The sequence below is a fragment of the Exiguobacterium sp. s142 genome, assembly GCF_018618455.1.
In the GTDB taxonomy this organism is placed as follows: domain Bacteria; phylum Bacillota; class Bacilli; order Exiguobacteriales; family Exiguobacteriaceae; genus Exiguobacterium; species Exiguobacterium aurantiacum_A.
Map to the genome: position 1 here is coordinate 37,175 of NZ_JACSMB010000007.1, position 17,491 is coordinate 54,665.

Annotated in this window: 16 protein-coding genes and 1 other annotated feature; of the genes, 4 read left to right on the plus strand and 12 right to left on the minus strand. The window is 49.2% G+C overall.

Annotated features, from left to right (window positions below; translation table 11 throughout):
• Window position 1 precedes the first annotated feature (1 nt).
• Window positions 2-1,513 (minus strand): cardiolipin synthase, encoded by a 1,512-nt coding sequence (cls, locus tag KNP77_RS08270; protein WP_070327629.1) that lies wholly within the window; start codon window positions 1,511-1,513, stop codon window positions 2-4.
• An 83-nt stretch (window positions 1,514-1,596) separates the two neighbouring features.
• Between cls and KNP77_RS08275 the strand changes: the two genes are divergently transcribed.
• The gene (locus KNP77_RS08275) at window positions 1,597-2,322 is read left to right on the plus strand and encodes an SDR family NAD(P)-dependent oxidoreductase (protein WP_070327630.1); all 726 of its coding nucleotides are present in this window, start codon (window positions 1,597-1,599) and stop codon (window positions 2,320-2,322) included.
• 66 nt (window positions 2,323-2,388) lie between these two features.
• Here the strand turns inward: KNP77_RS08275 and KNP77_RS08280 are convergent, their stop codons facing one another.
• The 4 genes from KNP77_RS08280 to KNP77_RS08295 all read right to left on the minus strand — a co-directional run bounded on the left by KNP77_RS08280 (window position 2,389) and on the right by KNP77_RS08295 (window position 5,238).
• On the minus strand, window positions 2,389-3,624 hold the full coding sequence (locus KNP77_RS08280) for a DUF2254 domain-containing protein (RefSeq protein WP_214890016.1): 1,236 nt from the start codon (window positions 3,622-3,624) through the stop codon (window positions 2,389-2,391).
• 69 nt (window positions 3,625-3,693) lie between these two features.
• Window positions 3,694-4,350, minus strand: a complete 657-nt coding sequence (gene mecA, locus KNP77_RS08285; protein ID WP_071399493.1) for an adaptor protein MecA — start codon at window positions 4,348-4,350, stop codon at window positions 3,694-3,696.
• Between the two features lie 175 nt (window positions 4,351-4,525).
• On the minus strand, window positions 4,526-4,924 hold the full coding sequence (gene spxA, locus KNP77_RS08290; protein WP_015881217.1) for a transcriptional regulator SpxA: 399 nt from the start codon (window positions 4,922-4,924) through the stop codon (window positions 4,526-4,528).
• A gap of 176 nt (window positions 4,925-5,100) precedes the next feature.
• Entirely contained in the window at window positions 5,101-5,238 is a 138-nt protein-coding gene (locus KNP77_RS08295) for a hypothetical protein (RefSeq protein ID WP_167331259.1), read from the minus strand.
• A 223-nt stretch (window positions 5,239-5,461) separates the two neighbouring features.
• Between KNP77_RS08295 and KNP77_RS08300 the strand changes: the two genes are divergently transcribed.
• The gene (locus tag KNP77_RS08300; RefSeq protein ID WP_070327633.1) at window positions 5,462-5,992 is read left to right on the plus strand and encodes an HD domain-containing protein; all 531 of its coding nucleotides are present in this window, start codon (window positions 5,462-5,464) and stop codon (window positions 5,990-5,992) included.
• A gap of 79 nt (window positions 5,993-6,071) precedes the next feature.
• Here KNP77_RS08300 and KNP77_RS08305 read toward each other — a convergent pair whose 3' ends face one another.
• The 5 genes from KNP77_RS08305 to KNP77_RS08325 form a co-directional block, all read right to left on the minus strand.
• Complete coding sequence (locus tag KNP77_RS08305; protein ID WP_214890019.1) at window positions 6,072-7,022, minus strand: ABC transporter ATP-binding protein; 951 nt, start codon at window positions 7,020-7,022, stop codon at window positions 6,072-6,074.
• A complete protein-coding gene (locus KNP77_RS08310; protein WP_131440849.1) occupies window positions 7,022-8,095 on the minus strand; it encodes an ABC transporter ATP-binding protein in 1,074 nt (357 codons plus the stop codon). The genes KNP77_RS08305 and KNP77_RS08310 overlap by 1 nt, the downstream gene beginning before the upstream one ends.
• Window positions 8,096-8,118: 23 nt before the next feature.
• The gene (gene opp3C, locus KNP77_RS08315) at window positions 8,119-9,144 is read right to left on the minus strand and encodes an oligopeptide ABC transporter permease (protein ID WP_070327636.1); all 1,026 of its coding nucleotides are present in this window, start codon (window positions 9,142-9,144) and stop codon (window positions 8,119-8,121) included.
• Window positions 9,144-10,070 (minus strand): oligopeptide ABC transporter permease, encoded by a 927-nt coding sequence (gene opp3b, locus KNP77_RS08320; RefSeq protein WP_131469629.1) that lies wholly within the window; start codon window positions 10,068-10,070, stop codon window positions 9,144-9,146. Before opp3b ends, opp3C begins: the two co-directional genes overlap by 1 nt.
• A gap of 302 nt (window positions 10,071-10,372) precedes the next feature.
• Complete coding sequence (locus tag KNP77_RS08325; protein WP_214890022.1) at window positions 10,373-11,989, minus strand: peptide ABC transporter substrate-binding protein; 1,617 nt, start codon at window positions 11,987-11,989, stop codon at window positions 10,373-10,375.
• A 273-nt stretch (window positions 11,990-12,262) separates the two neighbouring features.
• Between KNP77_RS08325 and KNP77_RS08330 the strand changes: the two genes are divergently transcribed.
• Together KNP77_RS08330 and trpS are read left to right on the plus strand one after the other, a co-directional pair.
• Window positions 12,263-12,640 carry a DUF3899 domain-containing protein gene (locus KNP77_RS08330; RefSeq protein ID WP_131489877.1) on the plus strand — a complete coding sequence of 126 codons (378 nt, stop codon included), beginning with the start codon at window positions 12,263-12,265 and terminating at the stop codon, window positions 12,638-12,640.
• Window positions 12,641-12,685: 45 nt separating this feature from the next.
• Window positions 12,686-12,893: a binding site (T-box leader), on the plus strand.
• 47 nt (window positions 12,894-12,940) lie between these two features.
• Window positions 12,941-13,942 (plus strand): tryptophan--tRNA ligase, encoded by a 1,002-nt coding sequence (trpS, locus tag KNP77_RS08335; protein ID WP_214890025.1) that lies wholly within the window; start codon window positions 12,941-12,943, stop codon window positions 13,940-13,942.
• A 98-nt stretch (window positions 13,943-14,040) separates the two neighbouring features.
• Here trpS and KNP77_RS08340 read toward each other — a convergent pair whose 3' ends face one another.
• Both KNP77_RS08340 and KNP77_RS08345 read right to left on the minus strand, forming a co-directional pair.
• Window positions 14,041-15,705 carry a peptide ABC transporter substrate-binding protein gene (locus KNP77_RS08340; RefSeq protein ID WP_214890028.1) on the minus strand — a complete coding sequence of 555 codons (1,665 nt, stop codon included), beginning with the start codon at window positions 15,703-15,705 and terminating at the stop codon, window positions 14,041-14,043.
• A gap of 203 nt (window positions 15,706-15,908) precedes the next feature.
• Window positions 15,909-17,441 carry a peptide ABC transporter substrate-binding protein gene (locus KNP77_RS08345; RefSeq protein ID WP_214890031.1) on the minus strand — a complete coding sequence of 511 codons (1,533 nt, stop codon included), beginning with the start codon at window positions 17,439-17,441 and terminating at the stop codon, window positions 15,909-15,911.
• Window positions 17,442-17,491: the final 50 nt, after the last annotated feature.

Sequence of the window (17,491 nt, forward strand, 5' to 3'; positions counted from 1 at the left end):
CTCATAATAATGGTGAAAACATTCGTGCCAAAGATTCAACGAGTTTGATGAAATAAGATCGTTCTGCGAACGCGCCCAACTCCAACTCATGAGACCCTTCAAAATCTTTGTAGATGTCTTGCTTGAGTTGATGAACCGAGTTCGTGTTGTACAGCAGTGCGTTCACTTCAAAATTGAGATGAAAACTGCGGAAGTCCATGTTCGCCGTCCCGATCGTCGCCAGGCCGTCATCGATGACGATGACTTTCGAGTGCATGAATCCTTCCTCGTACAAATAAATCTTGACGCCAGAGCTGAGCAACTCCTCATAATAAGATCGGCTCGCATAGAAGACGATTTTATGGTCCGGGAAGCTCGGTAAGACGATGCGGACGTCGATCCCCGACAAAGAAGCTGTCTTCAACGCACTCATAATATCCTCGTCAGGAATCAAGTACGGTGACGAGATGTACACCGATTTTTTGGCGGCATTGATAAGTGCGAAATAAATCGACTTCATCGTCTCGTACGGCTCGTCCGGTCCGCTGGCGACGATTTGGACACCGCCGCTCGCGCTCCGTACCGTCTCGAGCGGCTCTAGGTAGAACGGCGTGAACAAGCGCTCACCCGTCATATAGTACCAGTCTTGCAGGAAGATCAGCTGCAGTTCCGATACCCCTTCCCCTCTGACGTATAGATGCGTGTCACGCCAAAATCCGAACTTCGTATGCTCTCCTAAATACTCGTCCCCGACGTTCAAACCGCCTGTGAACGCTTCGGTCCCGTCGATGACGACAATCTTCCGGTGGTTCCGGTAGTTCGTCTTGCTCGAGACGAGCGGTAAGACGACGGGAAAGAACGCCTGGACGTGGACACCAGCTTGTCGCATCTCTTCGAAAAAAGAACTGCTCGTATGGATCGACCCGACCGCATCGTACAAAAACCGGACCTCGACCCCTGACCGCGCTTTTTCAATCAAAATCCGTTGAATTTCCCGAGAAATACGATCTTCCCGGAAAATGTAGTACTCGAGGTGAATGTGACGCGTCGCCCCGTTCAAGGCTGGCAATAGTTTCGAAAACTTTTCTTTTCCGTTCGTGAGGATTTGTGTATACGTGTTCGACGAGACGGGTAATTGATTCAATGAAGACGTTAAGTGGAGCAACTTCTCATAATCATCGTGCGGAAACATGAGCGATGGCGAAAGTGTCATCGCTTTTTGCCGATAAGCGAGATACGTTTCTTCATCCAACATCGCCTTCTCATTGAACATGCGTCTCCGCCGATAGTTTTGACCGAAGACGAAGTATGCGAATAAACCGACGACCGGAAATCCGAGCATGACGATTGCCCAGATGAGCGTTCGTTGCGGATTACGGTTCTCGAGCAAGATGACGAGCAGGATGCTAAACGTCGTCAGAAAGACGAGGATCGTGAACAGCCCAATCACTTGCGAGCTCCAGTAATAAGATAATACGGCAATGAGCCCTGCGAGCAAAAGAAGGGATAATAGTACTTGTATGCGTCGCAACATATTATAAGCTGACCCCGTTTCTGTCATGTATTATCATTAATTATACATCGGAACGATATCTTTTTGAGGGGAGTGGAGAAAATATGGGGACTTTTCTAGTGACGGGGGCGACGAGCGGCATCGGTCGTGCGGTCGCCTTACGGTTAACGGAAGAAGGACACGACGTCTTAGGCGTCGGACGTGATGAGACGAGAGGTGCGGCACTCGAACTCGAATCGGATAACACGATCACGTTCCTGAAATGTGATTTATCTCAAGCTGACGAGGTCGAGGCGCTCATGGACCGCCTCGTAGCCGATCAAGTCGTCCTGCACGGAGTATTCAATAACGCCGCGACGTTCGGTCGTCCCGGTACGCCTGAACGGTTGCCGGCCTCTGCTTTTGACGAAGTGTTCGAACTGAACGTGTTGGCGACAAACCGCCTCATTCAACGCGCGATTCCGCTCCTCGCGACCGGTTCAAGCGTGGTCAACAACGCAGCGATCGTCGGACACGTCAAGTTCCCGCCGATGCTCGGTCCATACGCCGCTTCGAAAGCGGCCGTCATCGCGTTGACGAAGACGTTCGCCCATCGGATGAAAGGAAAGATTCGTTTCAACGCCGTCTGTTTCGGACCGGTCGATACGCCGCTCAGCCATAAGCTGTACGGCGGCGAGGCAAAATTCAAAGACGCGATGAGCCATCATTTCCGTGGGAATGCCGCTTCACCGGAAGAAGTCGCACCGGTCGTCACGTTTTTATTGAGTGATGCGTCGAGCTATATTAACGGCCAAGCCATCACCATCGACGGTGGCTACAGCCTATCTTGAACGCGAAAAGGGGGTCGTCTACGAATTAGACGGCCCCCTTTTCACTTTTGTGCGAACAGCTGTATATTATGCCTTGATCTTCCTCGCTTGCATCATCTGGGTCGTCAAGAACGCCTTTTCGCGCGGATGTAAGTCGTCCCATGCGAGCACGTCTTCAATGTAATCGACGAACTCTTCAAACGTGTCGTGATGCGTTGGATGAGCGCGCAGGCGTCCGATTCGGATCGCCTCGAAAATCGACGCCATCACGAAAATGTCATGGCTCGCGTACGTCTTGATCGGTGCTAACGCCTCGAACAACGTCGCTTCCATCGCTTTCCGTTTGATGTGCCAATCACTCTTGCCGTTTGAGAAGACGAAATCCCCTTCCGGAAGTTCACTTAATTCCCGTAAGATGTCCCCGATATAGTGAATCGCATGAATCGCCGTATTCGGGTCATTAATTCCCGGTGACACTCCTTTAAGGGCGATCTCACTCAATTTTTCGATGACGAAGGCCGGGTCTTGAATCGATGAACGGATCTCGCCGATTTGAAACACGTCTTTGTCGAGAGCGTCATCCCCTAGCCAATACCCGAGAATATCTCCTTCCGCCACAAAGTCGCCGACCGCGACGACCGATTCGAAACTGATGTCGTGATCTTCTTGTTTCTCGCTCGAGAACAGTTGAACATAGCCGGTCCGTGAGGCGTACACCGCCTGCCCTGCTTCGAACGTATGGACCGATCGCTTCAGCACGATGCTCACCTTCCCATCTTCGACCGCTTGCTTCTGTTTTTCGATGACGGACAGTGCCTCTCGATGTAAGGACGATAACAGGCGTTCAGCTTGAATCGAGACGCTGATCGTCTGAATGAACTTGACGAACGCCCAAATCGAACTGACGACCAATACGACGCTGACACCTGAGGCGAGGACGGCGTCCTCTTCCGAAGTCCGAATGAGAAATAAATTCGTGATGCCGTACACGGTCGCCATGATGAAAATACCGAGCGTATGTTTCGAAGCCGAGTTCGTTAAAAAGTTATTGATCGTACGGGGCGAGAATTGAGATGAATACGTCGTCAGCACGACTAAAATCGTCGAAAAACTGAACGTCATCATCGTCATGAGACTCGTGAACGACGACGAAAGGACGGAAGCGGCTGAATCCTGATCCAAATAAATGATTTCTGGCAACAGTTCGCGGAAAAAACTACCGAAATACTGCGTCAGAAACGTTAATACGATACCGCCGGTCCCATACAAAAACGGGACGAACCACGTACTGTCTGACAACGTCAATTGTAAACGTTTGAGCATCAAGTCACCTCTTCAATATGTATAGATTAGTAAAAAAATCGCCTGTCCGCTTGAACAGGCGATTCGAGTTTAAAAATAGTGACGTACTTTAGAGAACACGTCGCCGTCGAGAATCGGTTTACCGTACTCCTCGAGCATAGCGAGGGTTTGCGTACTGAACGACAAATATTCGGCTAAAAGACTGAGGACGTTCTCTTCTTCTTCCGGCTCCATCTCGTCCGGGAAGTCGATCCACAAGTAGTAACGGTTTTCATAATGGAATAACTTGAGGGTCACGTTACTCAGCGTATCACCGGCCCGTTTGCTCAGAGCGATAATCGCCTCAAAGTCATCCGTATCCATAGCTAACGGAGCCCACGCCTCCGGTTCAGCTTCGACTTCATCGAGTTCACTCAACTGGTCGAGGACAGACTGTTGATCACGCGCTTCGTCGATTGCGTTGCGCAAGAGCGACCCGAGTTCTGCGTCGTCTTCTGTGTCGATCACATTTTTCGCGATCGTGACGGTCACTTCAAGTCCTTTTTCAAACGCTTGTACTTGTATCCATAGTGGACCATCGAACGAGATATCTTCCCGTTCGTGCGCTTCGTCCATCATCTGCCAGAACAGCTGCTCACCACGTTCTCGGTTGTACCAAATTTCATCCCGGGCGAATCCGCGTTTCTCGATATCGACATAAGTGATGAAAAACTTGACGGTATTGTCATTGATGCGCTCAATTTTCACGATTGTCCACTCCCTTCTGACCTCACTCCTACTTCTTAAGGAGGAGAGGGGAAATTGTCTTGTTATCATAGTACCCTTTTTTTGACCTGTCAATCTATTGATGATGGGGTGTGTACCACTATTTTATCGGAAAAACGAGATAATAAAAAGCACACTGCTTAGACAGTATGCTTCCTCACTCGTTGACGAGTCGCTGCGCTTCTTGAAGTTGGAACGTACGAACTTTGCGAGGCAAGAATCGACGAATCTCATCTTCGTTATATCCGACTTGAAGGCGTTTTTCATCAATCAAAATCGGACGGCGAAGGAGGCCCGGATATTCTTGAATCAAATCGTACAACTGCTGAAGCGAAAGTGCGTCGACCGATACATCGATTTTCGAGAAAACTTTTGAGCGGGTCGAGATGATCTCATCTGTGCCGTCTTCTGTCATGCGTAAAATCTGTTTAATCTCATTGAGTGAGAGTGGTTCTGAGAATATGTTTCGTTCTGTAAATGGGATATCATGCTCTTCGAGCCAAGCTCGTGCTTTTCGGCACGATGTACAGCTCGGAGACGTATAAAGTGTGACCATTTTCGTTCCTCCCTGATCAAATGTTCGTCCATTTTTTTAGTGACTCTTCTTGTATACCCAAAATCTCGTTCACGTAATTATAATAATTCTTATTTATTGAAACTTCAATGATATTCTTTCTCATCCGGGTAAGAAAAGAGGACGCATTCAGAAGAATGCGACCTTGATCGACCGTTCTACGAAGCTGGAATCCGAGAAACCGGTTGTGACACCGTTTCCTTCCCTGGCTTCACTTGCAAGTCTTTCAATTTCTTCTTGAGCACTTCTTTTAACAGTTTCTTTTTCTGTTGCAGTACTTTGTCACGCTCTTTCATGGTCTCTCACCCCCATGGACGAAAGGAAAAAACCAACCATTACTGTATCTGAAAATCTTAAAGTTGCATTAATCTATAGTTAAATTATAGCACATCCTATTGAAAAATGTTGAACAATCTCGTAAAAAATCATGATTTCACATGTTCCAAATTTGCATTTACTTATCCATTCCCGTATAGTTAATAGAAATAATCTTTGAAATCACCAAGGAGGAGAGCACGAATGAGAATCACGTTAGAAACGATCATGCAGCATCACGTCACCCAGAAATACTTGACACGATCTGGATTAAAACATGCCGTTGACGTCTGTGAACGCGCTCTCGAATTGGCGACACGACGAGGGCTCGACACCGATCTAGCAACGAAGGCTGCACTGCTCCACGACATCGGTCATTACGAATGGTACACCGAAGGCAAGTGGAACTACGACTTGTATCGCCAAAACGATATCCACGCCATCAAAGGCGCGGAACGAGCACATAAACTGTTGATCCGGCTCGGAGAAGATCCGGCTCGGGCCAAGGAAATTTCCGTCATGATCCTGCTTCATACGGATTCTTACCTTCCGCCTAACCGCATCCAACGGACCCCGCTCCAACAGCTCGTCCATGACGCCGATACGTTCGTCGAACAGCCGGGCGGCCTCCACCACTACGAGACGATGGAGATTGAAGACGCGCTCGCTCGCGTCCGTTTAATCGATGCCGTCGTCGAGCGTCTCTCGAACTTGCCGCGCATCTCAAACGCCTAACACCGTCCGGGTCTCCCACGGTGTTTTCGTTTGAGCAAAAAAGCCCCAAAATCCAATTGGATTTTTGGGGCTTTTCGTATTAGACGAGCTGGGCTTTATACGCCTCATATTCTGCGTCTGTGAGCGAAACATAGTGACCTGGTTCGACTTCGCGAAGCGCAGGGATGCTCGAATCTTCATCCGACCGTCCGACAGCACCAAGTGAGCCAGACTCGTAGACGATCCGCTTACGTGTCCGTTCATGTTCTGGATCCGGAAGCGGGATTGCAGACAGGAGCGATTTCGTATAAGCGTGAATCGGGTTCTCGTACAGGCGCTCTGCCGGTGCAAGCTCGACGAGGTGACCTTGGTACATAACGCCGATCCTGTCCGAGATATACTTGACCATCGACAAATCGTGGGCGATGAACAAGTACGTGAGATCACGGTCACGTTGCAACTCTTTCATCAAGTTGACGACTTGAGCTTGGATCGACACGTCGAGTGCTGAGATCGGCTCATCGGCGATGATGAAGTCCGGTTCAACAGCGAGCGCCCGGGCAATCCCGATCCGCTGACGCTGTCCGCCTGAGAATTCGTGCGGGTAACGGCTCGCATGCTCTTTCGTGAGGCCGACCGTCTCGAGAAGGTCGTACACACGGTTCATCCGGTCTTCTTTCGTCTTGGCAAGGCTGTGGATATCGATGCCTTCAGCGATGATGTCAGCGACCGTCATCCGCGGGTTGAGCGACGCATACGGATCTTGGAAGATCATCTGCATAGCCCGGTTGAATTTCAACTTCTCAGCCTTATTTTTTTTCCCGTGGACGTTCTCACCTTTGAAAAGAACATCGCCGTCGGTTGCATCGTAAAGGCCGATGATCGTACGACCTGTCGTCGATTTACCGCAACCCGACTCTCCAACGAGACCGAGCACTTCACCTTTGTAAATATCGAACGAGATGCCGTCGACCGCTTTGACGACGCGGCCTCGGCCAATGTTAAAGTGCTGCTTCAGGTCTCGTACTTCTAATAATTTCTCACGTTCCATTATTCAGCACCACCTTTCAAAATCGATTTCGCGAACGCGCTGTCAGGACGATACTTGAGCGCGAGATCACGGATCGCTCGCGGCGGCGTCACTTGCGGTGCTTGTGGGTGCAAGAGCCAGCTCGCTGCATAGTGTGTATCGCTAATTTGGAACATCGGCGGTTCTTTCTCGAAATCAATCTTCATCGCATACGGATTACGCGGTGCGAACGCGTCACCTTTCGGCGGGTCAAGCAAGTTAGGCGGCGTGCCCGGGATGGCCGGGAGCGCTTCGTTCGGATCATCGGTCGGACGCGGCATCGACCCGAGCAGTCCCCAAGCGTACGGGTGACGCGGCTCATAGAAGATCTCATCGACCGTTCCTCTTTCGACGATTTTACCGGCGTACATGACGGCGACACGGTCAGCCATGTTCGCGACGACACCGAGGTCGTGCGTGATGAAGATGATAGCAGTACCCGTTTTTTGCTGAATGTCTTTCAACAATTCTAAAATTTGGGCTTGGATCGTCACGTCGAGTGCCGTCGTCGGCTCATCGGCAATCAACACTTTCGGGTTACATGCGAGCGCGATCGCGATGACGATCCGTTGACGCATACCGCCTGAAAGTTGGTGCGGATATTGCTTAAGACGTGCCTCTGGGTTCGGAATCCCGACGAGTGTGAGCAATTCGAGCGTACGCTTCTTCGCATCTTCACCCGTCAATCCTTGGTGTTGCTTCAATCCTTCGGCAATCTGTTTGAAGATTGTCATCGTCGGGTTGAGTGACGTCATTGGATCTTGGAAGATCATCGCGATGTCGCGCCCGCGGATTTTCAACATTTCTTTTTCTGACAACTTCGCCAAGTCTTTTCCTTCGAACAAAATTTCTCCGTTCGTGATCTCACCTGGCGGGTTCGGAATGAGACGCATGATCGCTTTCGATGTGACGGATTTACCAGAACCCGATTCACCAACGATTGCGAGCGTCTCGCCTTTTTTCAAATCAAACGATACGTTGCGGACGGCTTGTACCGTTCCGGCATACGTATGGAACGAGACCGCTAAGTCTCGGACAGATAAAATCGTTTCCATGCACGAGTCCCCCTCTGTTTAAATTATTTACGCATTTTCGGGTCGAACGCATCACGCAAGCCATCGGCGAGCAAGTTGAAGCTGACCATGAGCAAGACGATGATGATTGACGGAATGACGAGCAAGTACGGGAACGTCCGTAGCTCTTTGTATCCGTCGTTGATCAACGTACCAAGTGACGCTTGTGGCGGTTGAAGTCCGATCCCGATGAAGCTGAGGAACGCCTCGAAGAAGATGGCAGATGGAATCGTGAACATGAGTGTGATGATGATCGCACCGAGCGTGTTCGGGATCAAGTGTTTGAAAATCAAACGGTTACTTGAAGCACCGAGCGTACGGGCAGCCAACACAAACTCTTGGTTTTTCAGTTTCAAAATCTGACCGCGGACGAGTCGACTCATCCCGATCCAGCCGGTGATGGCCATCGCCAAGATAATGGTGAAGACACCTGGGTCAAAGATCAAGATGAACAAGATGATCAAGATCAAGTTAGGAACGCCAGTCAAAATCTCGACGATCCGTTGCATGATGTTGTCAATGCGGCCACCGAAGTAAGCCGAGACGCCGCCGTAAGCGACACCGATGACCGTATCGATGATTGCGGCCATCAAACCGATGAAGAGCGAGATACGAGTTCCTTCCCAAACACGCGACCAAAGATCACGCCCGAGGTAATCGGTACCGAACCAGAAATTCTCTTCGACGTTTTTCTGTTCATAGAAGTTGATGTCACGCCCACCGAGGTTGGCCATGCCGTCAAATCCGGCCCACTCAAGTCCTGTGACTTTAGGCGGTAGTTTCGCTTGTGAGATATTTTGTTCATAGGCGTCACGGGCTGAAAGCATCGGACCGAACAACGCGAGCAATACGAGAATCAAAATAATAGACAGCGAGAAGATGGCTGCTTTGTTTTTCTTGAGACGAAGCCATGCATCTTGCCAGAAGTTCAAACTTTTCCCGGCAATTCGTTCACCGAGCTGTTCGTTCATCTCGACACGTTGGAACATGTCTTGGTCGAACTGCTCGAAATCTTTTTTATTTTCAATCATCAGTTATCCCCCCCAAGACGAATACGTGGGTCAACGACTCCGTAGAGCAAGTCAACAAGTAAAATAATTAAAATGAACAGAGCCGAGAAGAAGAGCGTCGTACCCATGATGACTGAATAGTCATTCAACGTAATCGACGTTACAAACAATTCACCAAGTCCTGGAACAGCAAAGATTTTCTCGATAACGAACGTACCTGTGAGTAGCGCAGCCGTCATCGGTCCAAGGATTGTGATTGCCGGAATCATCGCGTTACGCACCATATGTTTCCACACGATTGCATTCCCGGTTAATCCTTTCGCTTTCGCGAGCGTGACATAGTCTTGTCCGGTCACTTCTAGCATCTCGGTCCGTACGAAACGGGCGATCGACGCGGTGACCCCGAGCGACAACGAGATGGTCGGAAGGATCGTATGCGCCGGCGAGTCCCAGAACGCGACAGGCAATACGCCCCATTTTACCCCAACGTAGTATTGAAGGAGGGCCGCAAAGACGAACGACGGGACAGAGATCCCGATTACCGACACGAACATTGAACCATAATCGATGTACGTGTTATGGCGAATCGCTGCAACGATCCCGAGCAATAGTCCTGTCAGCGTACCAAGCACTAATGCCTGAATACCTAACTGGGCCGATGGTCCGATTCGTTCCATGATCAACTCCGTCACTGGCCGGTTGGCCGTACGGAACGATACGCCGAGGTCGCCTTGGACAAGGTTCCCTAAGTAAGTCGCATAACGAACTGGAAGCGGATCATTGAGTCCGTAACGATCGTTCAAGATCTGAATTTGCGTGTCCGTCAATTTTTCCTGGTTCTGATACGGTGAACCTGGAAGCAGGTCCATCAGGAAAAATGTGAACGTCGCAATCAAGAAGAACGTGATGAGGCCGTAAACCAGCCGCTGAAGAATATAACGTCCCATAATAAAAACCCCCTGTTTTTCTAATTGTGTCTATGCTTGCACCAACAGCGTCACTATGACATATTTCCCTTTTCTTGAATTCACAAAATGAAAGGAATTTTCTGAAAGAATAGGTCAAACGTCATCTCAAGGCTCTTAGCACAGCATATGAAAATCACAAAACCCTCAGTTTCTGAAGTATTCTGAATTTTCACTGTTACTCCATTATACTTTACCAACAAAACATTTGAATAGTATTTTCTCTCAATTCGATATTTTTTTTAGAAAAGTGGGGACATGCTTGCGCATGTCCCCTCGCCTATTTAGTTGATATCAACGTATTTGTACTGGTAATCAGCACCGAAAAGTTGACGGTTGAAGTTCTCAACGTTCGGACGGATCAAGTAAGCGACACCGGCCTGATAGATCGGCATGATCGCTTGATCTTGTTCGATCAAGAGCGTTTCCGCTTCTTTGAATTTGTCGTAACGAGCATCGATTTCTGTTTCAGCCGAAGCTTCATCGATCAACTTGTCGTAAGCTGCCGACTTGTACTTGATATCGTTTTGACCGTTGTCTGACGTGAAGATGCCAAGGTTTGTGAGCGGGTCTTGATAGTCAGGTCCCCAAAGGGCGAATGACATTTGGTAGTCCCCGTTCGCTTCGCGTTCGAGCTTGTTGTTGAACGGTTGTTGCGAGATGTTGACCGTTACGTTCGGCAAGTTCGACTCGATTTGGCCTTTCATGTACTCTGAGATTTGTTTTGAAACTTCACTATCGAATGAAAGCAATTCGATTGTGATCGCTTCGCCACCAGTTGCTTCTTCCCAAAGCGTTGCTGCTTCGTCAGCATTCGTCTCGAAGTGTTGGACGCCTTCCGTATAATCCGTTCCGTCTTCATACTTGATGAATTCTTTCGGGATGAACGAAGTCGTTGCGATTGAACCGTTGTTCAACAGTTGGTCGACAATACCGGCCGGGTCAACGGCACGAGCGATTGCTTTACGTGCGTTCACATCAGCGAATACTTCATCTTCATGATTGAACTTGAAGTAACCGACCGTTGAACGAAGTCCTGTGTTGTAGTCTTCGTCTTCTTGGAAAGCAGCGACTTGCTCAGACGCGAGGCCTGCGTAATCAACATCGCCTGCTTCATACAAGTTGACGACCGTTGACGTATCTTTGACGACGCGAACGTCGACTTTGTTGAGAGCGACGTTGTCGGCATCCCAGTACGTATCGTTTTTCGTCAAGACATAGCCTTGTTCACGATCCCACTCTGACCATGTGAACGGACCGTTGTAGAGAAGGTTCTCTGTGTTTTTTGCGAAGTCCGCTCCTTGCTCAGTTGCGAACGCTTCATTGATCGGTGTGAACGTACCGAACGATGTGAGTGAGACGAACGATGGGTCCGGACGCTCGAGTGTAACTTCTAGCGTTTTCTCATCGATTGCTTTCACACCGAGTTCTTCTTTAGGAAGGTCACCCGTGTTGATCGCTTCGGCATTTTTTACCGTGTTCATGATATACGCATATTGCGAACCAGTTTCTGGGTCCACGGCACGTTGCCAAGCGTAAACGAAGTCATTCGCTGTGACCGGCTCACCGTTCGACCATTCGGCGTCACGAAGCGTGAACGTGTAGACAGTTTCGTCTTCGTTCAATTCCGGCTCTCCTTCAGCGATGGCTGGAACGGCTTGCCCTTCTTGATCAAGACGGTAAAGACCTTCCATTGTGTTGGCGATCAAGTTGAACGCGACTGCGTCCGTTGCGAGCGCCGGGTCGGCTGTAGTAATGTCAGACGTGTCCGTCAAACGAAGTACTTTCTCTCCGTTCGAAGACGAACCGCCGTCAGAGTCTCCGCCAGTCGAGCAAGCGGCGAGCACTGAACCGAGCGCTAAGATGAGTGTCATCATTAGCAAAATCGATTTTTTCTTCATTGCGATGTCCCCTTTCTAATCTCGTGAAGCTTAGCATTCCGTCGGACTAACATCTTACTCTTTTTCTTTAATTTTCTGAATATTACATAAAGTATCCGACGAAAGAACGTTAGGGCTATTGTAAAAAATTTTTAATCAAACTGTCAACTATGGAATAAACCGCTGTCATTTAAAAAAACTTCCTTCTCGCCATAATAGCGGGACTACGCGTATCATAGAACCATAAGCAAACGTGATAAATTGGCGTCATCACGTTGAAAGGAGTTTGTCACATTGAAAAATTTTAGAAGTATATTAATCGTTTGGGGAATTGTCACAATTGCCTATACGGTTTGGTCGTACGTATCGTATTACCGCGCGGAATCGTTCGCGTTTCATTTGAGTGGCGGCTTGTTCGTCGCCGGCATGATCGTCTTCGCGTACGGGATGTTCTCACAGATGAGCGCTTCAGGATTGTTCGACGGGATCATGTACGGGTTTAAACGAAATCGCCGCGCCAAACTAAAGGAAATCGATTCCGATTATGAAGAAGACGAAAAAGACGACGACGAGATGAAAGAAGAACGTTCCGCCCGTAAACAGTCGGCTTGGCGTTGGGTATACGTCGGGGTCGGTAGTGTCATCCTGTCATACGTCATCACCCTCGTTTGACCTTTTTGTTTTTCCACCAATATGCTAAACTAAATGCAGAACATAGGAAACACAAGGAAGAAGACAAGTACCTCGAACTCCCTCTCCCCCAGAGAGTCTACGTTGCTGCGAGTAGACGGAGAGCGTTCAAGCGAATGGACTTCAGAGTGGCTCACCTGAATGGTAGTACGGTGAGACGGTTACGCCCGTTAACGCGATCAAGTGGCATGATTTCATGCAAATTTGGGTGGCACCGCGGTTATTCGTCCCGATTTTTCGGGCGGAGAACTGCGGTTTTTTATATTTTATGGAGGTGTAGGCATGGCAACGATATTTTCAGGCATTAAACCGACCGGCGTCGTGACGCTCGGTAACTACTTAGGGGCGATGAAACAATTCGTCGATCTTCAAGAAGAACATGACGCGTACTATTGTATCGTCGATCTTCACTCGATCACGGTCCAACTTGACCGCGTCGAGCTGATGGACAACACTCGCAAGCTGGCGGCGCTCTATCTCGCCTGCGGACTTGATCCTGAGAAGGCAACGATCTTCGTCCAGTCAGAAGTAAAAGCGCACGCCCAACTCGGATGGATGTTGACGTGTATCGCTGGGATGGGCGAACTCGGTCGGATGACGCAGTACAAAGATAAATCGCAAGGCAGCGATAACGTCGGGGCCGGGCTGTTCATCTATCCGACACTCATGGCGGCGGACATTCTACTTTATGGGACAGAGCTCGTGCCGGTCGGTGACGATCAAAAACAACATATCGAACTGACGCGCGACTTGGCCGAACGATTCAACAAACGCTATTATGAGACGTTCAAGATTCCTGAGCCGCTCATTCAAAAAGAAGGGGCTCGGATCATGAGTTTGACGAACCCCGAGAAGAAGATGTCGAAATCGGACGCGAACATTAAAGGCTTCATCTCGATGCTTGACGAACCGAACGTCATCCGTAAAAAAATCAAGAGCGCCGTCACGGACTCGAGCGGCGTCATCAGCTTCGACCGGGAGAATAAGCCGGGCATCTCGAACTTACTCGAGATTTACTCGTTATCGACTGGTACTTCGATAACAGATCTCGTGACTCAATACGCAGACTCGAACTACGGAACGTTCAAGCAAGACGTCGCCGAAGCGGTCGTCGCTATGCTCGAACCGATTCAAGCGCGCTATCACGAACTCGTCGACTCGCCAGAGCTTGATGCGATCCTTGACTCGGGACGTGAGAAAGCCGAAGCGGTCGCGAACAAGAATCTCGCCAAGATCGAGAAAGCGATGGGCTTGAGCCGGAAACGTGCCAAAGTGAAAAAATAAGCCAGAGCCGCCCAACGCATGCGTTGGGCGGCTTTTTTATGGAAGAACACAAAAAAAGAAAGAAACAGGCGTCCCTGTCTCTTTCTGGTGAATGTTGCTTATTGCTCTTTGCCTTCGATGAATGCCCACTTGTACGAGTAGTCAGCGCCGAATCCGTGTTCAACGATTCCTTTAACGTACGGCTTCGTGAGACGAGCTGTTCCGCGTTGATAAACTGGTGAGACAACACTTTCTTCAAGAATGATTTTCTCTGCATCTTGAAGCTCTTTCCAACGTGCTTCAGCGTCTGTGTTCGCTTTCGCAGATTCGATGAGGGCATCGAATTCTTCGTTCGACCACTTACCACGGTTGTATGGTCCGTCAGTTACGAAGAGGTCAACAAACGTCATTGGATCCTGGTAGTCAGGTCCCCAGCCTGCGAATGTAAGCTCAAAGTCACCTTTGTTCTCGAGGTCGAGTTTGTTGTTGAACGGTTGTTGCTTGATTGTAAGCGTCATGCCTGGGAGGTTTTTCTCAAGTTCACCTTTGATGAACTCACCGATTTGCTTCGCAGACTCTGAGTCGTAGTTGAGGAGTTCGATTTCGACAGTGTCTGTCCCGAGCTCTTCAAGTCCTGCTTCCCAAAGTTTTTGTGCTTCTTCAACGTTGTAACCACCGATGTCGCCGTTCGCGTCACGGAAATCTTTTCCGTCTGGACCTGTTACGAAGTCTTTCGGTACGAAGTAGTTCGCAGGTACTGAACCGTTCGCGAGAAGCGTTTCAGAGATTGCTGCTTTATCGTAAGCACGGTCGATCGCGTTACGGATATTTTGGTTGTCGAACGCTTCAACTTCAGTGTTGAACTGGAGGTAGAAGAGTGTCGGTTCAACGACAGTCGAGAATTCTTCGCTGTCTTGGTATTGAGCAACGAGTTCAGAAGTCAAACCAGTGCGGTCAACGTCGCCGTTTTCGTACAAGTTGACGCCCGTTGAAACTTCTTTAACGACTTTAACGTCGATTTCGTCGAGTTTGACGGCTTCAGCATCCCAGTAGTCGTCGTTTTTGACCATTTTCCAGCCTTGCTCGCGCTCCCAGCTTTCGAGTTTGAACGGTCCGTTGTAGAGCGTCGTCTCTGCAGACGTACCGAAGTTCTCGCCTTGTTCTGCGTCGAACGCTTCAAGTTTAGGCATAAATACGCCGAAGCTTGTGAGACCAAGGAAGTATTCAGCTGGTGCTGTCAATTTAACTTCAAGTGTCTGATCGTCAGTTGCTGTAACGCCGACCGCGTCACGCTCTCCTTCGCCCGTATTATAAGCTTCAGCACCTTCGATGATTGAAAACACGTAAGCATATTGTGATCCGTTGTCCGGATTAAGAACTTCTTTCCAAGCATATTCGAAGTCGTTTGCCGTTACAGGCTCACCGTTAGACCAAGTTGCGCCTTCACGGATTTTGAACGTGTACGTTTTACCGTCTTCAGAAACTTCGTGTGACTCAGCCATCCCTGGTGTTGGGTTGTCTTTTTCGTCCATACGATAGAGACCTTCGTTAACGTTGTTCAAGACGTTGAATGATACTGCATCAGTCGCGAGAGTTGGGTTAAGTGAAGGAATGTCTGCACTGTCGAGCAAGTTGAGGACTTGCGCTTCATCTGCACTACCTTCTGAACCTCCGTCTCCGTTTGTTGTCGTTGTTTCTTCTTCCCCACCCGAGCAAGCTGCTAGGAACGCGCTAGATAGAAGCGTTACCGACGTTGCTAATGCAAAACCTTTTTTCTTATTCATTACGATGACCCCCTGATTATTTTCGTTTTAACGAAATGAACGATGGTAGAAAATTCTGAAAGTTAACTTTACAAAATTTGTTACCACAATCCCGTTGATGCAATAATACAATATTCTGATAATTTTGCAAAGTATTTATTTTGATTTTTCTAAAAAATTTTTACCATAGGCTAAAAGCCCGCCTAGGGAGACGGGCTTTTAGCTCATTTTTTATAAACTTTTGAAAAAGTTAGGACGTACGAAGGACCGATGACCGGAAATCCAATTTCCGCATAGGTGGAATCGACCGCGTAAGTTCTTCCAGCTTGGTAGATTGGAATAACGACTGCCTCTTCCAACAAGCGTTTTTCGGCTTGACGATACGCTTCGTTCCGCGCCTCGAGTACCTCAGTCGAGCGTGCCTCCTCCATCAGCCGATCGAACGTCTCGTCTTTATAACCACTCGAATTCAAATAATTTCCTGTTTCAAATTGAGTCAAATAAGCACTGAACGCCGGATAATCCGGTTGCCAACCAGACAGCGACAGCGCATAGTCACCTGCGACTTCTTTCCTAACTTTGTCACCGAGCGGCAGTTCCGTGATAGAAACAGACAGCCCCGGAAGTTTTTCAAGTTCGGTTTCAATCGTCTCGGCGATTTGTCTCGCTTCTTCATCGACAAAGCTGAGTAATTCGATGTCAATCGTTTCTTCTTCGTAGCGCTCTTTGACCGACTCGAACAACGAAGACGCATCTTCTTCAAACGAGACGTCTTGCGCACTGCCGTCTGTGACTAGCAACCGGTCCGTCGTTTGTTCGGCGCGGGCGAGTGCATCGGTGAACGACTCGCGATCGAGCGCAATCGCGAGCGACCGGCGGAAGTCAGGGTCATCGAACGGATATTCATCGACGTTCGATTTCAAATAGAAGACACCGCTCCGAGGTACATCGATGATTTCACTTTCAAGTGAATCGATCACGCTTTCTTCCGTCCCATAAGGAAGCGGGTGAATGCCCGTTGCTTCCGTCCCGAGCGCTTCGTCCGCCCACATGATGATGCGCTCGAGCGTGACATTATCAGCGTCGTGATAAGATTCGTTTTTCGTCAGCGTCACTTGGGCCGCATCGATCGATTCGATTTGAAACGGTCCGTTCGCATCGAGTTCTGGCCAAGCCCCGATGGCTGTTTGCGGAAGAAACGCCGGCATTGCCAAAATCTCCTCGAACCCTTCCATCGGTCGTTCGAGCGTCAATTCGAGTGTCTGCGCATCGACCGCCTTGACACCGAGCGTCTCCGGCTCGGCTGTTCCGAGACTGATTTCTTTTCCATTTTTAACATCTTCAAGTAAGAAACTAAACGGTGAGTTCGTATCGTCATCCGCGAGTTTTCTGAAATGGTCGACGAACGTCTCGGCGGTCACCGCCTTACCGCCCACCGTCTGACTCGGTTTTAGCGAGAACGTGTACGTCGCACCGTCCTCTGACCGGGTCAATTTCTCGACGAGACCCGGTTCAATTTCACCGTCCGCCCCGAAGCGATACAATCCCTCATAGACATGAGACAATATCGTCTGGGAACTCGGGTCGATGGCGAGTAACGTGTTCGGTTGCTCCGGTAACGTCTCCCCGTGGATCGTCACGACTTGTTCTTCTTGCGGTACTAGTTCACGTGCCTGCTCGCGTTGTCCGTTCCAAATGATCAAAAAAAGTATAAGGACTGAACCCAACAAGGCGGCACCGATGATAAAACGTTTCATTCGGCATTCTCCCTTCTGTTAGACCAACCCTTATACCCTACCCGTTTTCA